The organism is bacterium, from assembly GCA_022616075.1.
Taxonomy (GTDB): Bacteria; Acidobacteriota; HRBIN11; order JAKEFK01; family JAKEFK01; genus JAKEFK01.
Genome location: JAKEFK010000061.1, coordinates 1 through 18,608, shown reverse-complemented (window position 1 = coordinate 18,608; position 18,608 = coordinate 1). Strand labels below are relative to the sequence as shown.

Sequence of the window (18,608 nt, the reverse complement as noted above, 5' to 3'; positions counted from 1 at the left end):
CTATTCCTGACTTGTTGCTTTATCCGATCGAATCTTCGCTGCCTTTCCTGTCCTCTCACGCAAATAGTAGAGTTTCGCGCGTCTTACTTTGCCGCGTTTCAAAACCTTTACTTTATCAATCGTTGGAGAATGAAAAGGAAAAATCCGTTCCACACCAACACCGAAAGAGATTTTGCGGACAACAAAAGTGCTTTGAATTCCACGCCCGCGCATCCCGATCACAACGCCTTCAAAAATTTGAATGCGTTCCTTTTCTTTTTCTTTTTCTTTTCCTTTGGTCGCCGCCTCTTTTTCCTTAACCCGGACGTAAACCTGAATCGTGTCTCCTGGCCTGAAAGCAGGAAGCTTCTTCAGAAATTTTTGTTCTACTATCTCCATTGCATTCATACTAAATCATCCTCTTCTTTTTTTAACCACAGATAAAATTCTCTAAATATCTGTGTTTATCTGTGTTCATCTGTGGTTTCTTTTTTGATTTCTTCTAAAAATCTCTTATCTTCTGCGCTCAAACTTGCCCTTTTCAGCAATTCCGGACGGCGTTCCCATGTTCGTTTGAGCGCCATTTTCCTGCGCCATTTCCGGATCTCTTCATGATTCCCTGAAAGCAAAACTTCCGGCACCCTCGCGCCGAAGATGTCCTCAGGACGCGTATAATGCGGGAAATCAAGAAGCGATTCTTGGAAAGAATCATTCGCAACAGATTCTCGCTGACCGATCATGCCTGGAATAAATCGCACAATAGCTTCCATCATGACTAACGCCGGCAACTCTCCCCCCATCGTAACAAAATCTCCAATCGATATTTCCCGGTCCACCAGCTCTTCGCAAACCCTTTCATCCACGCCCTCATAACGGGCGCAAATAAAAAGAAGCCGTTCGGAGCCGGCAAGCTCTTCCGCCATTTCCTGCGTAAACAATTGCCCTTGAGGACTTGGCAGAATAACGATAGAATTCCTGCCATCTAAAGACTCGATCGCTTCAAAAATCGGCCCGGGCATAAATACCATTCCCGGCCCGCCACCATAAGGAACATCATCAACCGAACGATGTCGATCGTGCGTATAGTTCCTTAAATCACGAACCCCAACCTCCAGAAGCCCTTTTTCTCGCCCATGACGGATCAAGCCGCTATTTAAAATTCCTGTAAAAATCTCCGGAAAAATCGTCAAAAAATCGATTCGCATTTGATTCAGTCATGAGTAATGAGTCATGAGCAATGAGACCTCCTGAACAAGACTCATCACTCATTACTCATTACTCATTGCTGATTAATCCAGAAGGGGGATCAATCACAATCCGTCCCTTTTTCAAATCGACATCCAAACAAATCTCATCCACAAAAGGCACAAGATCACCGCTCTCTAATTCCAGTAAATCCCCTCCACCTGTGTGAAGTACGTCTTTTACAGTGCCAACTTTACGACCATCTTTCAGCACAACTTTCATTCCTACCAAATGAAAAACAAAAAACTGATTCGGAGGTAGCTCACCGAGCTGATCCTCCGGAATCCCGAGTTCCAAATTGCGCAACGATTCCGCTTCGGTGCGGTTTGAAACGCCTTCGAATTTAAATACCGGGCGTCCCATGATAAATCTTCGTGATTCTACGATCACTTCCTTCAACACCTTTCCGCGATCCAGTAGGAGGAAGGCCGGTGTATTTTCCAGACGGCCTTCCACATCCGTCCACGATTCGAGAACCACTTCACCGTGAATTCCATGAGGCTTTGTAATCTTTGCCACAAGAACAGGTGAAGCAGCATCGGTTTTCATCATTCTAGTATTTCCAGCACAAATCGTTTTCTTAACTTCATCCCCGCTGCCCCAAGAATGGTTCGAATGGCACGCGCTGTTCGACCTTGTTTCCCAATCACTTTCCCAAGATCTTCATGAGCAACGCGAAGCTCTAATACTGTAGTTTGTTCTCCTTCAATCAAGGTAACCACCACCTGGTCTGGATGATCCACCAGAGCTTTGGCCATCGCCTCCAATAATTCTTTCATGAGGTACCTCCTATTCTGTACTGGTGTTTCTAGCTGGATTTTGAATTAGGAAACGGCTGGGGCAGATTTACGAATACCTGTAATCAAGGTTCGGACAGTGTCAGTCGGCCGAGCGCCCTTTTGCATCCAGTAATCCACGCGCTCCATATTCAACTGGACTTTAGGATTTTGGGGCAAAGGATCGTAGTACCCTATTTTTTCAATGAACTTTCCGTCTCGAAATCTTCGTGAATCCGCAACAACAACACGATAATACGGGCGCTTCTTTGCGCCCATCCGCATTAACCGGATGGAGACCATTTTGAACAAACCTCCTCAACTTCAACGTGGATCCGCTCCTCAAGAAGTGACTAATGGTTAGTCACCGGTCCTCAGAGACACTACCTCCGCTGAGTACTTACAAATTTCAAGTTATGTTAACACAGAGGCTAATGCAAACGCAAGGGTTAAGTATCAGAAATCCCTATAGATACCGTATCACAGCCACAACGATTGTCTTCAGAGTCCATGGCAGAATGAGCGATAGAAAAATGGCTGGACTGATCCATTTTTTGAAGCGATCGGGCATCTTCCACGGATGGAAACCGGGGTTGAGGTATCGAAACATCCGGTAGGGCACCTGAAAAAGCAGAACGATCAGGAGTGGAATGCCCCAAATGTGCATCGCATATGACTTTGTGAATTCACCGTGGAGTGCATAAATCAATGATCTCGTCAAACCACAACCGGGACAATCCCATGTGGTCAGAAGCTTGAATCCACACAGAGTAGGGATACGGATTCCAAAAAGGTTCACGCCTCCAGTCGAAGCAACGCTCAGCCAGGCTCCCACGAGAATCAATGTGGAAACCAGAGCGATCACGAGATGTTGATTGAGCCTGTTCAAGGCCAACCTACTTGTTCCTGAGCAAAATCACCGATTCCCGGAATCTTGATCGTTTTACCGCGAAAAGTAGCAACGATCATTACTACCCAGATCACAAAATGAATGATCCAGATCAGATAGTTGGCAAGTCGAAATGGCTCAAAATCGGTAAGAATTGCCAGGCCGGAAGAAACAACCGTTAGAAAACCAAGAACCGTAAACATCAAGATCGATTGGAGTGCATGAAACCGGATCCTCTGGTTGTCCCTCTCGATCAGGAAAAAAAGCAATCCCGAAATACACTCGAATAAATAGCAAAGCGAGCTTTCGAGATTTGGATTTATGTGGAGACTTGTTTTCTCTCCAGATTCTGGAGGTGTATCGGACACGGTTCTAAACGTTCTTTTCTGCGAGATCTCCCACGACAGGAAAATGGAATCTTTCCCCCTGATACGCTTTGACCATGAGAAGAATCCACGCGACGAAACTCGCAAGACCCACAATCGGATAACCAACAATCCAGAATAACCATCCGATGACGGGGATGTTACTCAAAACTGCAGCGGCAATGAAAAGGACGGTAAATCCCGCTGATACCATGATGGATTGCATTGCATGGAACCGCACAAAGCTGTTTTCTTTTTCCATCAAAAAGAATATGAGGCCGGTGACCCATCCACATAAATAGGATAAAGCTCCCGCAAGGTTTGGTTCGAGTCCGGTACTTGTTTGTTTTGGCGGTGAAGGTGGCTGCTGTTCGAGCGGTTGATGTGATTGTTCCATGACTACCTCCGACGCCTAGTATATTTTCCAATTCCTGTTACTGCAACTTCTTTCTGAAAAAAGAAAGGGTCGTTTCGCCAATCCGTACTGTCTTGATCTGCTCTAATTCCAACGGAATTTCCATCTTTGATCGAGAGGAATGCTCCACGATGGTTGTGGCATCCGGAAAGGACTTTGCCGCTTCCTGTAAGAGCTGAGGATATTTGCTGAATTCGTAGGGTGGATCAAAAAAGATCAGGTCTACATGGGAAAGCTGCTGCGGGAGCAGAGTGAGGGCCTTCCAGGTGTCCATTGTGAGGATCCGCCAGGATTCTCCTTCACAACACGATTCAAGGTTCTGTTCAAGTTGGAGCAAGGCTTTGCGATTCGACTCTATAAAAATAACTTTTGAAGCGCCCCTGCTGATCGCTTCAATTCCAACGGAACCGGAACCGGCGAAAGCATCCACAAATACGCTATCTTGAATTTCGTTCTGGAGAATATTGAAAAGTGTTTCCCGCACACGGTCAGTTGTGGGCCTGAAATGCCCGGCTGCTTTTAGCGTCCGGCTGCGAAACTTCCCCGCAATCACCCGCATGTAGGAATTTTAACGCAGAGACGCGGAGACGCAGAGATTTTTATTGTTTTTTTCTCTGCGACTCTGCGCCTCTGCGTTAAGAGCTATTCGCGGGGTTCGTCTCGAACAATGACACGGTCACGCAATACTTTCAAATCGATCGTGCCATTTTTGTAGTCCTGAATGTCCTGTGGATAGAGGCTGAAAAGAATACTCTTGCCTGAACTTCCCAGAATATTATCGCGAATGTATGCATTGACAGTTACTCTTTCGTGAGAGTTGAGGTCGGTGATAAGCGGCCCATTTTCAGCCAATGAGTTTTTCATCGTCTTTGTGACGCGTTGAACCAACTGCTGGTAATTTGCTACGAGCATTTTGTTGAGGTCAACTTCATTCAACAACATGTTGGATTCTTGCACAACAAATGTGCCCAGTTGATTGGTTTCCAGCGTCTCCAAATCTTTACGCACATCGGAAAGTTGATTTTGAAGAGCCTCAAGCGTTTCCTTTGATTTCTTCTTCGAAGACTCTTCCCAATCAATTCGCTCGAGCAAACCTGCTTCCTTCGAGCGAAGGCTGATCAATTGCGCTGCGCGTTCCAACTGAGTCCTCACTTTCCGCGCCTGTTCTGCAGCCGCGCGCTGCCGGCGATCCAGCTCTTGCAATACTGGTTTCGTAAAGTAAAACGACGGAAGTTGTATTGTTACCGATATAAGCGGACCGTAATCAGGCAAGCGGCAGGAATGAGCCGAAGCGAAAATGCCGGAAAGACGGGGAAACTCCCTTCGCAAAGCCGAAATAGTAAGGTTCTCCATGTCATGAACTTTGATCGAAGTCGGCTTAGGAGCTAAAGGAGCCATAGCCGGAGCGAGAGGATCCTCCTGTGCATAGGCTCGTGCAGCAAACAAAAGAAGTAGAAGAACTCGACTAATTGCCTTCATACACCGTACCCTCTCCAGCTGAAGTACGCAACACGTGCTCCAGCAGCTCATTCGTCTTTTCCACTTCTTGACCGGTTCGATCATAAGTGGTTGCAATTTCATGCTGGATCTTTTGCAAATCCGCCTGTCTTTGAAGCTGAAGATAATTGCTGAACATCTGCATTGCGTCCCAGTACCTCTTTTGTTGCTCGATGTTCTTTTGTTCCACTAATTCCTTCATGCGGGCTTCTGAAATCTGATAAAACTGCTGGTTTTGCTGTTGAATTCCTGTCAACTGCAATTGCAGCTTCTTCAATTCTTCGGTCATATCGGAAGGAGGCGTTCCCCAGCGTACAGAGAATTCCTGCGCGTTCACCTGCCATTGAAGCGGCAAAGTAGTCAAAACAGTGATGAAAGCCGTTGTGGCAAGGAACCATAGAGCGGCCTTGCCGAAGACAATCGTTCTCCATTTTTGATCTCTTCTCAACAGATCTTGAATTCGAATTCTCTCATCCCACTCTTTCGGTGGTAATTGCTTCATGAGACCAAGCATGGCTCTAAATTCTTTTTGTTCCCGCCTGCAGGACTCGCATTCATCGAGGTGATTTTTCAATTGCAAATCTTCTTCCCTGTTTGTCTCTCCGCCCAGCTGCGAAACCAAAATTTCCAGCACCTGTTCACAATTCATCGGTTTTTAACCTCTACAAGCTTTAAAGCTCTTCTCAGGCCGTCCAAAGCGTAATACATTCGGCTTTTTACCGTTGAAAGCGGGCATTCAAGCATTTCACTGATTTCATGAAATTTCAGCCCTTCATATTCTTTCAACAACAGGACGGTCTTCTGTTCCGGTGGGAGCTGAGCGATTGCTTTCCGCATTCTTCGATAAATCTGTTCCCGCTCGGCGCTCATTTCCACATTCATTTCACCCGCCATTGAATCCGCATATTGCGAATGATCAGACATCGGGTCAAAAAACATACGCCATCTTTTTCGTTTACGTAAAAGCGTGTTGCACCGGTTGATGGCAATCTTAAACAACCAGGATGAGAACTTTGATTGCCGTTTAAACTTCGAGAGATTCCGGTATGCATTGACAAATGCATCCTGGCACACGTCCCTCGCCTCCTCTTCGGAGTTCATAAACCTGTAAACAAAATTGTAAAGAGGCTGTTGCCAGCGCTCGATCAGTACGTCAAAATCGCGTACATTCCCCTCGAGAACTGAGTCTACCAGCTCCTCATCATTCAGTCGGCGTACGTATGGCTCAGCCACCGGCTTCATATCCGTAGTATAAGACATGCTAAACTCCAAAAAGGTTTTAATAATCGTGGATCGTAATCGTAATCGTGATCATAATCATAAATCTTAATCGTTCATCATGCTCGAGGAATCGATTGCGATTAAGATTACGATTACGATCCACGATTATCTGAGCGACGTATACCAGGCTCTCAGGAAATACTCGGCTGGTTTATCTCGAGGAGTATAGTCCTTATCCCCGATACCGCCCGGCCCCCACCAGTTGTAAAAATAGACACCATGGATGTAGGGAGGGGGCGGATCCCATGTTTCAATAAATGCCCGATAACAGAGAGCCTGTTCATCAAGATCGATTTTTGCTGTAGATAAATAATTCCAGGGTTTAGCGTTCGTTCCATCGACACTCGGATATCCGATTTCGGTAAAGAGGATGGGCTTTGAATACTCTTTATAAGCTTCTTCTATACGGCCTTTTGCCGGCTTCCAGGATTCCAGCAGTTCATACAACGCGGGATTCTCTTTATCCGTCAGTCCAAAATAGGCATTCATTCCGAAATAGTCCAGGTCCTTGATAAAAGGAATGTTGTGGTAATGATCCCAATTCGCGGAATAGGTAAGTAATCCGCTGTAGTTCTTCCGGCAATATTGAATAATCCGCGACCAGTTTTCATAATCGGATTCATTCGCGCACAACTCCGATCCGATGGAAAACATTTCCACCTGATAATTGCGCGCGATTCCCAGATAGTAGCGAATCATTCTGAAATAACTATCCCACCACTCTTTCGGATTCTCGGGTTTCAAAACACCTCGCCACTCGCGATCCCCCAGATGCTGGATATGCAGGGTTGGAAAGAGAAATACGCTCAGACCGCGGCCATGCGCGTAATCGATTACCTGCGCAAGCTTCAATGGTTCCGAAGATCGCAAATTCAGATAAACTGTATTGCTTCTAATATCTTCCTGATAATTTGTCACAAAAAAAGAGACCGACCGCGCGCCCAGTCCGGCAATTTCATCCAGAGCCTTTTTGTAGTTATAGTCCTGCTCCAACGCAAATAACGGAAGGACAACTCCTTTCTGAAATTCCTTTTTTACAAGCTGAATCCTTTCCGGAAATGGTTTGTATTTGTACAGGAAATCAAAAAGATCCGGTAGAAAAGACAGATGAATCAGACTGAAGATTAAGACGATCCAGAAACGTATCGACCGAAACATCTTGAATGTTGGGCAGCCTTAAGAGTTCAACTTGTCCAGGGCGGCTTCCATTTCTTCTCTGGCGTGCTTGTTCCCTTTTTTCGTGGCAACTTCGATTCCCCTTTGAAGGAAAATCCTTGCTTGATCGAATTGATTGAGATTCTCTGCCGAGATCGCGGCCTGAGAATATGCCGCCGGTTCGGCCGGCTCCAACCGGATCACTTCCTCGAATTGCTGGAGGGCTTGAGAGAATTCCGAGGCTCCCAGGTATTCCATCCCCAGCGCGTAGCGCGAGAAAGTGTCGGACGGATCCAATTCCACAAATTCTTTGAATTGCTCCAGCCTGCTCTTTTCAGCGTCCATTATCCTTCCAGCGCTACCAGGAACGGATCCCGAATTGCTTCGCAAACCCAGCGTAGAAAACGCGCCGCATCGGCGCCATCGATGATTCTGTGGTCATAAGAGAGCGATAAAGGCAGCATCGTGCGTGGTTCAAAGGACCCATTCGTATAAAAAGGCTCCATGCTTGAACGCGAAATTCCCAGAATGGCAACTTCTGGAAAATTCACAATTGGTGAAAAATTTGTGCCGCCGATTCCTCCCAGATTTGTAATCGTGAAGGTTCCCCCCTGCATCTCTTCGAGCGTAAGTTTTCGGTTGCGCGCCCGTTCGGCCAATTGAGTGAGTTCAACGGACAACTGAAGAATGTTTTTACGATCCACATCCCGGATCACCGGAACCAACAATCCTCGATCCGTATCGACTGCAACACCGAGGTGGTAATACTTTTTGTATATGATGTCTTTACGTGATATGTCGAGCGACGCATTGAACTGCGGGAAATTTTTCAGCGCTGACGCAATCACTTTTATCAGAACGGCTGTAACCGTGAGCTTTCCCCCTGCGGCTTCAGCTTTTGCGCCAAAGTTCTTACGATACTCTTCCAACCTTGTTACATCCGCTTTGTCAAATTGAGTGACCTGCGGAACGTTGGCCCATGCAATCGCCATCCGTTCGGCAGTTTTCTCACGGATGTTGCTCATCGGCTTTCGTTCGATTTGTCCCCAGCGCGAAAAATCCGGAAGAGCTGGCGCAATGCCTCGCTGACCGGCCACTTGACCTCCGCGATGGATCAGGCGCGCAAACTCCTTCACATCCTCTACAGTAATTCGCCCGCCCGCACCGGTTCCCGGAACGTCCGCAATATCGATTCCGATCTCTCTTGCAATTCTTCGAACTGAAGGAGAAGCGGGAACGACTTTTTGCGGAGCAGCCGTTGCAGGATGATACACAGTTGCTTCATGAATCTCGATCTCCCCCTCCGGAGTTTCCTCCTGTTCCACAGAGGGAGTCGTGACAGCTTCTTCCTCTTCCGGTTGCGCTTCTGCGGGAGCCGCAGTTTCTTTTGTATCTTCCACTGCCGGCTCCTTCAGCTTTGATTTCTCGGCCGTTTTCGGCGGTTCTTCTGCCTTCGCTTCTTTCGATTTGGATGCAGATTTTTTCTTAGGCGCGGCTTTCGTCTCAGCACTCTCTTCAACCACCAATACCGTTTGACCAACCTGAGCTTTTCCCCCTTCCTGAACCAGAATCTCTTTTACTGTCCCCGCAACCGGCGAAGGAACTTCGATTGTCGCCTTATCGGTTTCCAATTCCAGTACCGCTTGATCCTGATCAATCTTTTGCCCCGCCTGCACAAGCAATTTGACAACATTTCCAGAATCAATATTTTCACCAAGCTCAGGTAACTTTACTTCTGTCGCCATCACATCCTCATTATTTTGAACAGAAGATCGCGAAGATCGCAAAGCAAGAATTTTTTATTCTTTGCGTCCTTTGCGTTCTTCTGTTCAAATATTTTTTACGAGATCATCGGGTTTGCTTTTTCCGGATCGATATTCAAATCCTTCACCGCTTGAGCCACAACCTCGCGCTCTATTTTGTTTTGCAAATGCAGACCATAGAGCGTAGCAAGCGCAATGTAGCGAGCATCAATTTCAAAGAAATTACGGAGGGCCCTGCGGCTATCGCTGCGGCCATATCCATCCGTCCCCAGTGACATAAGCCGTCCCGGAACCCATCGCGAAATGGAGTCCGGCAGCGCTTTAACGTAATCGCTGGACGCAACAGTAATGCCATCGATTCCACTCAGACATTGTGTAATGTAGGGAACCCTGGGTGTATCCTGCGGATGTAAAAGATTCCATCGCTCAATTTCCAGACCTTCCCTCCGGAGCTCCTTATAACTTGTAACAGACCAGACATCGGCTGCAATATTGTATTTTTCTTCCAGCAATTTTTGCGCTCGCAACACTTCGTTCAATATCGGTCCGGATCCGAGCAGCTGCGCTTTCAAATCAGTGTGTTGCAACTCAGATGCTTTAAAGCGGTACATTCCTTTCAGAATCCCATCTCTGCAATCTGCCGGCATCGGTGGCATCGCATAGTTTTCATTATAAACAGTCAGATAATAGAAAATATCTTCCTGGTTTTCGTACATCCGGCGGATTCCCTCGCGAATAATCACAGCAAGCTCATACGCGTACGCTGGATCATACGTGATTAGATTCGGCACGGAGTAAGCCAGAAGATGGCTATGTCCATCCTGATGCTGCAGGCCTTCCCCATTCAATGTGGTGCGTCCTGCTGTGCCGCCAAGTAAGAATCCCTTGCAACGCATGTCTCCGGCGGCCCAGATCAAATCACCGATTCGCTGAAATCCGAACATGGAATAGTAGATAAAGAATGGAATCGTGTTGATTCCATACGTAGAATAGGCAGTCCCGCCTGCGATGAAAGAAGCCATGGATCCGGCTTCCGTAATTCCTTCTTCCAGTATCTGTCCATCCGTGGCTTCCTTGTAATAAAGCAAAGTGTCGGCATCCACGGGCTCATATAATTGACCAACATGCGAATAGATTCCGCACTGCCGGAATAAAGCTTCCATACCAAATGTGCGTGCTTCATCAGGCACAATTGGTACGATGAAATCGCCTATCTTCGAATCTTTGAGAAGCTTAGACAAGAGCCGTACGAATACCATTGTAGTGGAGGCATCCCTTCCTGCTGTTCCCTTAAAGAATTCGTCGAACAAATCATCGGGCGGCGACTGAATTGGTGTTGTGGTTCTCTTGCGCACCGGCAGGTAACCGCCGAGTTTACGCCGGCGTTCAGAAAGGTATTTGATTTCAGGGCTCTCTTCCGGAGGCCGGTAAAAGGGCGCTTCGGCCACATCTTCATCCGAGATAGAAATGCCAAAGCGGGTCCGGAATTCGCGAAGCTCTTCTTCGTTCAACTTTTTCTGCTGGTGCGTAATATTCTTCCCTTCGCCGGTTTCTCCCAGTCCGTACCCTTTGATTGTTTTCGCAAGAATCACTGTGGGAGCGCCTTGATGCTCTACTGCCGCTTTGTACGCCGCATAAACTTTTTGTGGATCATGACCGCCGCGACGCAATTTCTGCAACTGATCGTCCGACAGATGATCCACCATTTCCAGCAATCGCGGATCCACCCCAAAAAAATGCTCGCGAATGTAGGCGCCGCTTTCGACAATGTACTTCTGGTATTCCCCATCGACGACCTCATTCATCCGGTTCACAAGGATACCGTCCTTATCTTTGGCAAGAAGCGAATCCCAATCCGAACCCCAAATCACTTTGATTACATTCCAACCGGCCCCTCGAAACGCCGCTTCCAGTTCTTGAATAATCTTTCCATTTCCACGAACCGGCCCATCCAACCGCTGCAAATTGCAATTGATTACAAAAATCAAGTTATCCAGTTTTTCGCGGGAAGCAAGCGTTATTGCGCCCAGTGATTCAGGTTCATCCGTTTCTCCATCGCCTAAGAAAGCCCAGACTTTGGCGTCGCCCATTTTTTTCAACCCGCGGTCTTCGAGATAGCGCATAAAGCGCGCCTGATAAATTGCCATGATCGGCGAGAGGCCCATCGAAACAGTTGGGAATTCCCAGAAGTCAGGCATCAGCCACGGATGCGGATACGAGGAAAGCCCACCGCCTGAAGCAAGCTCATTCCGGAAATTTTCCAGCTTCTCTTGAGTGATTCTGCCTTCCAGATAAGCGCGCGCATAAATTCCAGGCGAGGCATGCCCTTGAAAATAGACACAATCTCCTTCATAGCTTTCACTTTTGCCGCGGAAGAAATGATTAAAACCTATCTCGTACAGAGTCGCAGCCGACGCATAAGTTGAAATATGTCCGCCGATGCCGACCTCGTTTTTGTTAGCACGGACAACCATCGCCATTGCATTCCACCGGGTAATGCTTTTGATGCGTCGTTCAATTTCGCGGCTCCCTGGGAAAGGAGGTTGCCGCTCGACAGGGATGGTGTTGATATAAGGAGTGTTGGCGGTAAAAGGGACTTCGACACCCTGCTTTTGTGCGTAGATCTGAAGCTGCCTGAGAAGGTCTTGAACCCTCTGAGGTCCACCGGTCTGGCGAACATACTCGAGAGATTCCAACCACTCTCTGGTTTCTTGATCAGCCTGTTCCTTCTCTTTGTCAATTCTATAGTGCACTCTAACCTTCCTTATTAACTATTTTAACGGCCTTGGCGTCTTGGCGTTGAGTTAATTATAGATATCTGTATTCACCGCAGAAAGTCAAGGCATGACAGCCTTGGGGATCCGCTTGACCTCATACACAATGTTATAGACAAAATTGGAGTTTCCCAAACGGATGGCGTCATTCTCGTGCAGCAAGCGCCGATCAACCCGGACTCCATTCACGAACGAACCGTTCCGGCTGTTCAAATCTTCCAGCACGTATCCTTCCGGACCTTTGAAAATGCGCGCATGCATGTTGGAAACACTCGGATCGGTTAGATGGATTTGATTTCCCATCTGCCTGCCGATGTAATATTCCTGTTCAAGCAAGGGAAATGTCTCCTTTTCGGCCTCAGGTTTCCTGAGCGTCAATCTTGCGAGCGTAATCTTTAATACGTCCTTATAGGTGAGCCGCGCTGTTGTTGAAATGAGCAGCTTTGTATCCGATTTCATTTTTTTTGTTGGAATTGCCGCCTGAGAACGTTTCGTTTCTTCCTTGACCGTTTGCAGCGCCAGCTCATCCTGAGGTACCACTTCTATAAGCTTGTTCGCAAAGAGCCCGTACAGAAGTCTGTAGACATCCAGCACGCTTTCAGAAGATTCGCCGGTCACGTCTTCGAGAGTCCGCTTTCCATCGATCAGGAACAATACTTTCCATTCTTCCAGGGTTAGATTGATCTGCTCGTGGCTTGCCGGATCCCCAATCGTCCGTAAAACCACATTCTTTTTAGGTAAATTCTGCGAGAAGTAACCGATTTCCTCAATTCGCCGCGCCCCTTCCATGATCAGATTCGCGTGGTCTATAGAAATCGTAACCGCGTGCGGTGGAAGTTCCATCACATCGAGGAAATTGAATTTCCCTTCGTGCCAGGTAAAACAATCGTAGATGATTTCAGAAACCTGTATTTTTAGATAATCCCGAAGCTCCCCTTCCGATAGGACATTTTGTTCCACAGCAACGCGTCCGAACTTTTCTCCTTGTTGCGTCATCAGTTCTTCGAGTTGTTTCCATCCCGATTCATCGAGCTTTTTTTTGCGAATAAGAACCGCTGCCAGTCTAAATTTTTCCTGATTTGAGGCGGCATAAACAACGTTTCCCGAGTCAAAATAGATATCGGCAAGTTTAGAGGCGCTGGAAAGGTTGAGAGTTCCGATCTTTTGTCCGATATTTAGGAAGGTTAGAATTTCAGATAAAGGAAAGAATTTGAGTGTTCCTTGCAGGGTGATTTCCATGAAGAACTCTTTTTTTCATTCTATTCTAAGGGTACTGCTGTTTCAATTTGTGGTCGTTACGCAGCTCTTCGGAGAAACGTATCTGGGCTACTCCGACTACCATATTATTACGGACCGGAATTTTCGCGCCGACAAGTATTTTCTTGTGATGGCGGAACATGGTGTGAACTTTCAGCGAATCTGGGTAACTGGCTACAGCGGGAGCGCAAGAAACGTTGATGAACTGATGCCTTTTGTCCGGCGCGGAAATAAGTACAGATTATCCGAGATCAGTCCAGTCTATCGTAAACGATTGACCGATGTGATGCAGCAAGCCGAATCTCATGATCTGCGCGTGATGCTCACTCTTTTTGACCACTGGTCTTTACGGAAAGTATTTGAACATACCCCCTGGCATTTCAAGAATAATGAGGAACGGCTTTTGAAAAGAGCGTTGCCCGATTTTTACGATGTTGAAAACAAAAAGCTCATGCGGATCCAGGAGAATTTGGTCCGGGAAATCGTCAGGGAAACGAAGAGATTCGACCCCATCTACGAAATCATGAATGAAGCAGGCAGCGCCGACTGCTCACAGTTAAACAAATGGCACGAGATGGTAGCTTCCTGGATTCTTGAAGAAGAGCCGGATGCGGAAATTGCTGTCAACCCAAAACCGGACTGCGGGCAGATTCTCAATGCCGCGTGGGTTGACATCATCTCCTTTCATCAAAATGCATGGGATACTTACGGAATTTGTCCATCGATACAACAGTATCCTGAGAAACACGTAATCATCGATACGGACGGAGCCTGGGAAATTCGCGATGACAATAGGCTTGTAAAACGCTGGCTCGCAGAAAGTCTCCGCTGCGGCGCGTCATTCAATCACAAGGACGACATTTACCAGTTGGACCGCCAGTTGCTAAGACATTACCGGGAAGTAACGGAAAAGAAGTAGCGCGGACGTCCCGTCTGCGCAAATCACGCAGGCGTGACGCCCGCGCTACTTTGATACCTCTTTAAAGCTTTCAGTGACTTGCTGCAGCACAGGCTTGTTCTTGTCGTACATGGATTTCAAAGTCCACGTAAGGAGCTGGTGAAGATTCTTTTCCGTTTCGACAGTGGTATGGAGATAAACCACGCTCAGATTGTTGATGAAACCCCGTATTTCATATTGAAGAGCGGGATGACCGCCTACTGTTAGGGTAACTGGCGCTGACGTTTGCGCTTGCGCAAGGCTTTTTACGAGCGTCCCTCTGGTGATCTCCGAATGCTTTTCCAGGGTCATGTCTTGAAAGTCTTCCTTACTTTCAGACAGCACGATGATGTAAAGCTCCTTTTTCCGGTTCGACGCTTGAAGTTCGGCGGTGTCATGCAAATCACGATCTTCTTTCCATCCCGATGGGATGGAAACTTGGATCGTTTTTTCAGGATCCATGAGAACCGCTCCTGCATCAATCTTTTGATCTGCAAGAGCGCATCCTGGTCCTTGCAGTAAAACGACGAGACCAAAAAGCACGAAGATTTTAGAAATGGTCATACCTTGATTCTCCCCGCATGTAGCAATCGCATTCTATCGGCATGAGCATTGTGTGTCAATCTCGATCAGTCTTGTGAGATCGTCTTGATGGGAAAATCGGACCAGGACACAGGGACTCGGCAAAAACTTTTCCAAACGGTCCGCCCACTCGATAAGAACGAGTTGGTCCGTTCCCAGGAGTTCATGAATGCCGGCTTCAAATATCTCAGATTCCTTATCGAGCCGGTAGAGATCAACATGATAAATCTTTTTGCTTTCGCCGTACTCACGCACGAGCGCGAACGTGGGGCTCTGAACTTCCCGCGGGTCGAGACCGAATGCGGAAACGAAACCCCTGACGAAAGTGGTTTTTCCGGATCCAAAAGGCCCGATCAAGCAGATTTTTTCATCGCCACGAAGTTTACCGGCGAAATCCGTGGCAATCGCTCTGGTCTCCTCCTCAGAACGTGAAATGAATCTTGAGATATTCACTTTCGATGTCCTCTCCGGATCGCACAAGCCGGAGCGCCTCCTTCCACCAGTCGAGAATATCCATCGCATTCATAGGCTGCTGCGGGTATCTGGCTTCGAATATATTAGAAGTCAAGCCGTGAAGGTACACGCCGGCCAGAGCGGCCTCAACCGGTTTCAGGCCCTGGGATAAGAAGCCGGTGATGATTCCTGTAAGCACATCTCCCGTTCCGGCGCTTGCCAGCGCCTGTCCTCCCGTGAGCACGATCCACGCTTTTTCGTCCGGATGAGCGACAATCGTCCTGTAACCCTTCAACACCACAATCGCGCCTGTCCCGGCTGCCAATCTCCTGGCCATCGCCGCGCGGTCCTTTTGCACGGAAGCCGTATCAGTCTTCATGAGTCTTGCCATCTCACCGGGGTGCGGGGTCAAAATGGTGCTCGAATTTTTTCGTTGCAGGACCGGTGTTTTCTCTTCTGCCAGCAAGTTCAAACCGTCTGCATCGATCACCAGTGGCCCTTTGAATTGCGTCACCACGGCTTGAAACAACTCAATTGTTTCCCCGGCGATTCCCATACCGGGGCCAACTGCAACAGCAGTCTTATCGGACAAAAAGGAAACGAGATCGGATAAAGAATCCGCGCCTAGAGTCATTAACTCGGGCCCGAGCGACGCAATGATGGGCTGGATCTGCGAAGAACAGGCAACCGTCACAAGACCGGCTCCGGACCGCAAAGCGCTCTTTCCCGCCATATAAGCGGCTCCGGTCTTACCAGGAGAACCGCCGACGATTACGGCATGCCCGAACGTTCCTTTGTGACTGTCCACGGGCCGGTGAGGCAAAACGGCGCGTATGTCCTTTGCGCGTACTACAACTGTAGTAGATTGTGCAGCAATCCCGATATCGACAACGTACGTTTCTCCGCACATCTTACAGGCGGGAGCCAGAACATGACTGTATTTCAGGGCGGCCAGCGCAATCGTGGAGTTTGCCTTGATCGCAGGCCCGATCAGAGAACCCGAGTCGCTGCTCAGACCGGAAGGAAGGTCGATGGAAACCACCTCTTTTCCGGCTCGATTGATTTTTTGAACGGCTGAAGAGTAAGCGCCTTCCAACGGTTTCGTGAGTCCTGTTCCAAAAAGCGCATCGATCACCAGATCGCATTCGGCGATCAACCCTTCGAGTTGTGCCCCCTGTGGATCCTCCTTGCATCGAACACCGTAAGAACAAGCGCGAGACCAGTTCTCTGCCGGATCCGCTTTTAATTCGGAAACCTTTCCCAGTAGAACGACGGTAGGACTCCAACCCGCCTCTTTGAGCAAGCGCGCCACTGCGAGACCGTCACCGCCATTATTCCCTTTTCCGCAAACCACCAGCACGCGGCGCGGCCTCGGATTTTTTCGCAACAGAATTTCGGCGACACGCGTGGCTGCATTCTCCATTAATGTCAGTGAAGGAATGCTGAGGTTCTCGATCGCGTGCGTATCGGCCGCGCGCATCTGTTCCGCGTTCAGAACATTCATGTGTTCGAAGTAGGGGCAGGCCTCGTGCCTGCCCTAAACGGGCGACCACAAGGGTCGCCCCTACCTACAAGCTTACCGGAACTTTCCTCGTTTCCGAAACGCCGGATATGCGATCCTGAACAGTCACATTGAGTTCGTAAGCACCTGCAGGCGCCTCAAGGGCTGGAAGTTTTACTGTGATCTGATTCAAATCGTCAAAAGTGGCGCTGCTCCATGTAAAACTCTCACTGTGCTCCTTCCGGGTGATCACCTGCTCCCCTTTTTTCAGCTCTTGAATGAACACAAGTTCGGCAAATTTCCGCGTCCCTTCATCGTATACAGGAGCCGAAGCAACGGGAATGCTCACCTGAATTTGAGGCGGCCGGGCTTGCAACACCTGAGCACCGAAATTGAGCTCCGCGATGCCAAACTTCTCGGTGGATCGAACCGAAAAGAGAAGAGCGTCATAATCAATTTTCTCATCCACGACGTTGCTTTTAGAAACATCCGCAAACGCCATGTTCACCAGGCTCGGAATTTCTTGATACCGGAAATTTGCATCGAGCGAAGCTTGCTGAGCTGCCATGGTGTCGCCGCTCTCAGGATTGGGAGGCGCCAGAACGTACTTAAAATCGCGCCAGATAAACATCAAAGCCTCATTTTTCGGAATCCGTTTTGCGGGAAGTTTGTCATAGACCCACAGCAGCGCAGGACGTGACGATTCCGCGATCGTTTGATGATCCACTCGCGACGGAGACCCGAAGATCACATAGACTTTGCCTCTTGCAGTCTGCCATCCGGGTATATCCCGCTCAGCAAATTCCTGATTCGCGTGTTCAACTCTTTTAAAGAATTCCTCCTTGAATTCATTCGCGCGTGTTCGCAAAATCGGATCGCGCCTGGCCCAAAAGAGTTTGATAAACTGCATCTTCTCTTCTGGTGTTTTCAGCTTCGGGAAAATGGTCCGTTCTTGATCAGTCATGATGATACTCACGGGACCCTTTGCCCATTCATCCACGTTGTTCTGGAGATCTTTCCAGCTCACCGTTGTTTGCGCGTAGACGAAACCGGTGGCCAGCATGATCAACATCAGTAAAATTTTCTTGAACATAATTCCTCCTATGTAGTGCCCTGTCTCAGGACACCAGGACTCTTCTTAACTCATCTACTGATCTGCACGTAAAATCAGGTGGAACGTTCAGTTCAGAGGATTGTGCATTCTCACTCCAGCACAGCCACGCGGTAAACGCATGCGCCGCCTTTCCCGCTTCCACATCGGATGCAGCGTCGCCTACGACAATCGTTTCTCCGGGTAGTAAGTTCTGCTCTTTCATGAGCTTCAAAATCCCTTCCGGATCAGGTTTCGGATGCTGGACATCTTCGCCGCAAATCAGAGCATCGAAAAGATGCAAAATCCGTGTCTGCTCGAGACAGAACCTCGTGCTCATATGTCCGCCTCCAGTAAAAAGCATAAGTTTCGCGCCGTTTCTTTTCAACTCAAACAAAAGTTCACGGATACCCGGATAGAGATGGATCTCGCCAAAATGAGCGCGGTAATAGTCGAAGAAACGGTTGAAAGCTTCCTGCTTCTTTTCCGCCGGGATGAATTTTGCAATCACATCCATTTCGGCAGGTCCGAACGCCGCAAACCATTCTTCTCTGGTGTGACGCTTTTCCGTGTAAGGCTCGATTGCGTGATCAAACGCGCCCAAAATCACATCGAGCGAATCGCACAAAGTTCCATCACGATCGAAAAT

At 48.2% G+C, this 18,608-nt stretch carries 23 protein-coding genes; 1 reads left to right on the top strand and 22 read right to left on the bottom strand.

From position 1 onward, the window contains the following. From rplS to L0156_05045, 17 genes are all read right to left on the bottom strand, one after another. Complete coding sequence (gene rplS / locus L0156_05125; protein ID MCI0602375.1) at positions 1–387, bottom strand: 50S ribosomal protein L19; 387 nt, start codon at positions 385–387, stop codon at positions 1–3. A 56-nt stretch (positions 388–443) separates the two neighbouring features. Beyond that, positions 444–1,184, bottom strand: coding sequence for a tRNA (guanosine(37)-N1)-methyltransferase TrmD (trmD, locus tag L0156_05120; GenBank protein ID MCI0602374.1), 741 nt, complete (start codon positions 1,182–1,184; stop codon positions 444–446). A 70-nt stretch (positions 1,185–1,254) separates the two neighbouring features. Then, on the bottom strand, positions 1,255–1,776 hold the full coding sequence (gene rimM, locus L0156_05115; protein MCI0602373.1) for a ribosome maturation factor RimM: 522 nt from the start codon (positions 1,774–1,776) through the stop codon (positions 1,255–1,257). Then, positions 1,773–2,003: a KH domain-containing protein gene (locus tag L0156_05110; protein MCI0602372.1), complete on the bottom strand. Its 231-nt coding sequence runs from the start codon at positions 2,001–2,003 to the stop codon at positions 1,773–1,775. The genes rimM and L0156_05110 overlap by 4 nt, the downstream gene beginning before the upstream one ends. A gap of 45 nt (positions 2,004–2,048) precedes the next feature. Next, complete coding sequence (rpsP, locus tag L0156_05105; protein ID MCI0602371.1) at positions 2,049–2,303, bottom strand: 30S ribosomal protein S16; 255 nt, start codon at positions 2,301–2,303, stop codon at positions 2,049–2,051. Between the two features lie 163 nt (positions 2,304–2,466). After that, complete coding sequence (locus L0156_05100; protein ID MCI0602370.1) at positions 2,467–2,889, bottom strand: DUF2752 domain-containing protein; 423 nt, start codon at positions 2,887–2,889, stop codon at positions 2,467–2,469. After that, positions 2,886–3,257, bottom strand: a complete 372-nt coding sequence (locus tag L0156_05095; protein MCI0602369.1) for a hypothetical protein — start codon at positions 3,255–3,257, stop codon at positions 2,886–2,888. The genes L0156_05100 and L0156_05095 overlap by 4 nt, the downstream gene beginning before the upstream one ends. Before the next feature lie 4 nt (positions 3,258–3,261). Further along, entirely contained in the window at positions 3,262–3,651 is a 390-nt protein-coding gene (locus tag L0156_05090) for a DUF4870 domain-containing protein (protein ID MCI0602368.1), read from the bottom strand. 37 nt (positions 3,652–3,688) lie between these two features. After that, complete coding sequence (gene rsmD, locus L0156_05085) at positions 3,689–4,228, bottom strand: 16S rRNA (guanine(966)-N(2))-methyltransferase RsmD (protein MCI0602367.1); 540 nt, start codon at positions 4,226–4,228, stop codon at positions 3,689–3,691. Between the two features lie 83 nt (positions 4,229–4,311). Further along, positions 4,312–5,148: a hypothetical protein gene (locus L0156_05080; GenBank protein ID MCI0602366.1), complete on the bottom strand. Its 837-nt coding sequence runs from the start codon at positions 5,146–5,148 to the stop codon at positions 4,312–4,314. After that, positions 5,135–5,815, bottom strand: a complete 681-nt coding sequence (locus L0156_05075; GenBank protein ID MCI0602365.1) for a zf-HC2 domain-containing protein — start codon at positions 5,813–5,815, stop codon at positions 5,135–5,137. Before L0156_05075 ends, L0156_05080 begins: the two co-directional genes overlap by 14 nt. Next, positions 5,812–6,426 (bottom strand): RNA polymerase sigma factor, encoded by a 615-nt coding sequence (locus L0156_05070; GenBank protein MCI0602364.1) that lies wholly within the window; start codon positions 6,424–6,426, stop codon positions 5,812–5,814. Before L0156_05070 ends, L0156_05075 begins: the two co-directional genes overlap by 4 nt. Before the next feature lie 126 nt (positions 6,427–6,552). Continuing rightward, positions 6,553–7,605 carry a hypothetical protein gene (locus tag L0156_05065; protein MCI0602363.1) on the bottom strand — a complete coding sequence of 351 codons (1,053 nt, stop codon included), beginning with the start codon at positions 7,603–7,605 and terminating at the stop codon, positions 6,553–6,555. An 18-nt stretch (positions 7,606–7,623) separates the two neighbouring features. Beyond that, positions 7,624–7,947 (bottom strand): hypothetical protein, encoded by a 324-nt coding sequence (locus L0156_05060; protein MCI0602362.1) that lies wholly within the window; start codon positions 7,945–7,947, stop codon positions 7,624–7,626. Then, complete coding sequence (locus L0156_05055) at positions 7,947–9,347, bottom strand: 2-oxo acid dehydrogenase subunit E2 (protein MCI0602361.1); 1,401 nt, start codon at positions 9,345–9,347, stop codon at positions 7,947–7,949. Before L0156_05055 ends, L0156_05060 begins: the two co-directional genes overlap by 1 nt. A gap of 95 nt (positions 9,348–9,442) precedes the next feature. Continuing rightward, positions 9,443–12,118, bottom strand: a complete 2,676-nt coding sequence (gene aceE / locus L0156_05050; GenBank protein MCI0602360.1) for a pyruvate dehydrogenase (acetyl-transferring), homodimeric type — start codon at positions 12,116–12,118, stop codon at positions 9,443–9,445. An 84-nt stretch (positions 12,119–12,202) separates the two neighbouring features. Continuing rightward, on the bottom strand, positions 12,203–13,378 hold the full coding sequence (locus L0156_05045; GenBank protein ID MCI0602359.1) for a DUF4388 domain-containing protein: 1,176 nt from the start codon (positions 13,376–13,378) through the stop codon (positions 12,203–12,205). Between L0156_05045 and L0156_05040 the strand changes: the two genes are divergently transcribed. Then, positions 13,377–14,315 carry a hypothetical protein gene (locus L0156_05040; GenBank protein MCI0602358.1) on the top strand — a complete coding sequence of 313 codons (939 nt, stop codon included), beginning with the start codon at positions 13,377–13,379 and terminating at the stop codon, positions 14,313–14,315. The genes L0156_05045 and L0156_05040 overlap by 2 nt on opposite strands. 45 nt (positions 14,316–14,360) lie before the next feature. Here L0156_05040 and L0156_05035 read toward each other — a convergent pair whose 3' ends face one another. The 5 genes from L0156_05035 to L0156_05015 form a co-directional block, all read right to left on the bottom strand. Then, positions 14,361–14,897 (bottom strand): hypothetical protein, encoded by a 537-nt coding sequence (locus tag L0156_05035; GenBank protein MCI0602357.1) that lies wholly within the window; start codon positions 14,895–14,897, stop codon positions 14,361–14,363. Positions 14,898–14,930: 33 nt separating this feature from the next. Further along, positions 14,931–15,368 (bottom strand): tRNA (adenosine(37)-N6)-threonylcarbamoyltransferase complex ATPase subunit type 1 TsaE, encoded by a 438-nt coding sequence (gene tsaE / locus L0156_05030; GenBank protein ID MCI0602356.1) that lies wholly within the window; start codon positions 15,366–15,368, stop codon positions 14,931–14,933. Then, complete coding sequence (locus tag L0156_05025) at positions 15,337–16,872, bottom strand: NAD(P)H-hydrate dehydratase (GenBank protein MCI0602355.1); 1,536 nt, start codon at positions 16,870–16,872, stop codon at positions 15,337–15,339. Before L0156_05025 ends, tsaE begins: the two co-directional genes overlap by 32 nt. Positions 16,873–16,936: 64 nt before the next feature. Next, a complete protein-coding gene (locus L0156_05020; protein ID MCI0602354.1) occupies positions 16,937–17,962 on the bottom strand; it encodes a GWxTD domain-containing protein in 1,026 nt (341 codons plus the stop codon). A 25-nt stretch (positions 17,963–17,987) separates the two neighbouring features. Continuing rightward, the coding region (locus L0156_05015; GenBank protein MCI0602353.1) for an HAD family hydrolase at positions 17,988–18,608 on the bottom strand (621 nt) is incomplete at its 5' end.

What these genes read in the sequence shown, in the direction of transcription:
- rplS (MCI0602375.1), bottom strand. Translation starts at nt 387, where the DNA reads ATGAATGCAATGGAGATAGTAGAACAAAAATTTCTGAAGAAGCTTCCT.
- trmD (MCI0602374.1), bottom strand. Translation starts at nt 1,184, where the DNA reads ATGCGAATCGATTTTTTGACGATTTTTCCGGAGATTTTTACAGGAATT.
- rimM (MCI0602373.1), bottom strand. Translation starts at nt 1,776, where the DNA reads ATGATGAAAACCGATGCTGCTTCACCTGTTCTTGTGGCAAAGATTACA.
- L0156_05110 (MCI0602372.1), bottom strand. Translation starts at nt 2,003, where the DNA reads ATGAAAGAATTATTGGAGGCGATGGCCAAAGCTCTGGTGGATCATCCA.
- rpsP (MCI0602371.1), bottom strand. Translation starts at nt 2,303, where the DNA reads ATGGTCTCCATCCGGTTAATGCGGATGGGCGCAAAGAAGCGCCCGTAT.
- L0156_05090 (MCI0602368.1), bottom strand. Translation starts at nt 3,651, where the DNA reads ATGGAACAATCACATCAACCGCTCGAACAGCAGCCACCTTCACCGCCA.
- rsmD (MCI0602367.1), bottom strand. Translation starts at nt 4,228, where the DNA reads ATGCGGGTGATTGCGGGGAAGTTTCGCAGCCGGACGCTAAAAGCAGCC.
- L0156_05080 (MCI0602366.1), bottom strand. Translation starts at nt 5,148, where the DNA reads ATGAAGGCAATTAGTCGAGTTCTTCTACTTCTTTTGTTTGCTGCACGA.
- L0156_05075 (MCI0602365.1), bottom strand. Translation starts at nt 5,815, where the DNA reads ATGAATTGTGAACAGGTGCTGGAAATTTTGGTTTCGCAGCTGGGCGGA.
- L0156_05070 (MCI0602364.1), bottom strand. Translation starts at nt 6,426, where the DNA reads ATGTCTTATACTACGGATATGAAGCCGGTGGCTGAGCCATACGTACGC.
- L0156_05065 (MCI0602363.1), bottom strand. Translation starts at nt 7,605, where the DNA reads ATGTTTCGGTCGATACGTTTCTGGATCGTCTTAATCTTCAGTCTGATT.
- L0156_05060 (MCI0602362.1), bottom strand. Translation starts at nt 7,947, where the DNA reads ATGGACGCTGAAAAGAGCAGGCTGGAGCAATTCAAAGAATTTGTGGAA.
- L0156_05055 (MCI0602361.1), bottom strand. Translation starts at nt 9,347, where the DNA reads ATGGCGACAGAAGTAAAGTTACCTGAGCTTGGTGAAAATATTGATTCT.
- L0156_05040 (MCI0602358.1), top strand. Translation starts at nt 13,377, where the DNA reads ATGAAGAACTCTTTTTTTCATTCTATTCTAAGGGTACTGCTGTTTCAA.
- L0156_05045 (MCI0602359.1), bottom strand. Translation starts at nt 13,378, where the DNA reads ATGGAAATCACCCTGCAAGGAACACTCAAATTCTTTCCTTTATCTGAA.
- L0156_05035 (MCI0602357.1), bottom strand. Translation starts at nt 14,897, where the DNA reads ATGACCATTTCTAAAATCTTCGTGCTTTTTGGTCTCGTCGTTTTACTG.
- L0156_05025 (MCI0602355.1), bottom strand. Translation starts at nt 16,872, where the DNA reads ATGAATGTTCTGAACGCGGAACAGATGCGCGCGGCCGATACGCACGCG.
- L0156_05020 (MCI0602354.1), bottom strand. Translation starts at nt 17,962, where the DNA reads ATGTTCAAGAAAATTTTACTGATGTTGATCATGCTGGCCACCGGTTTC.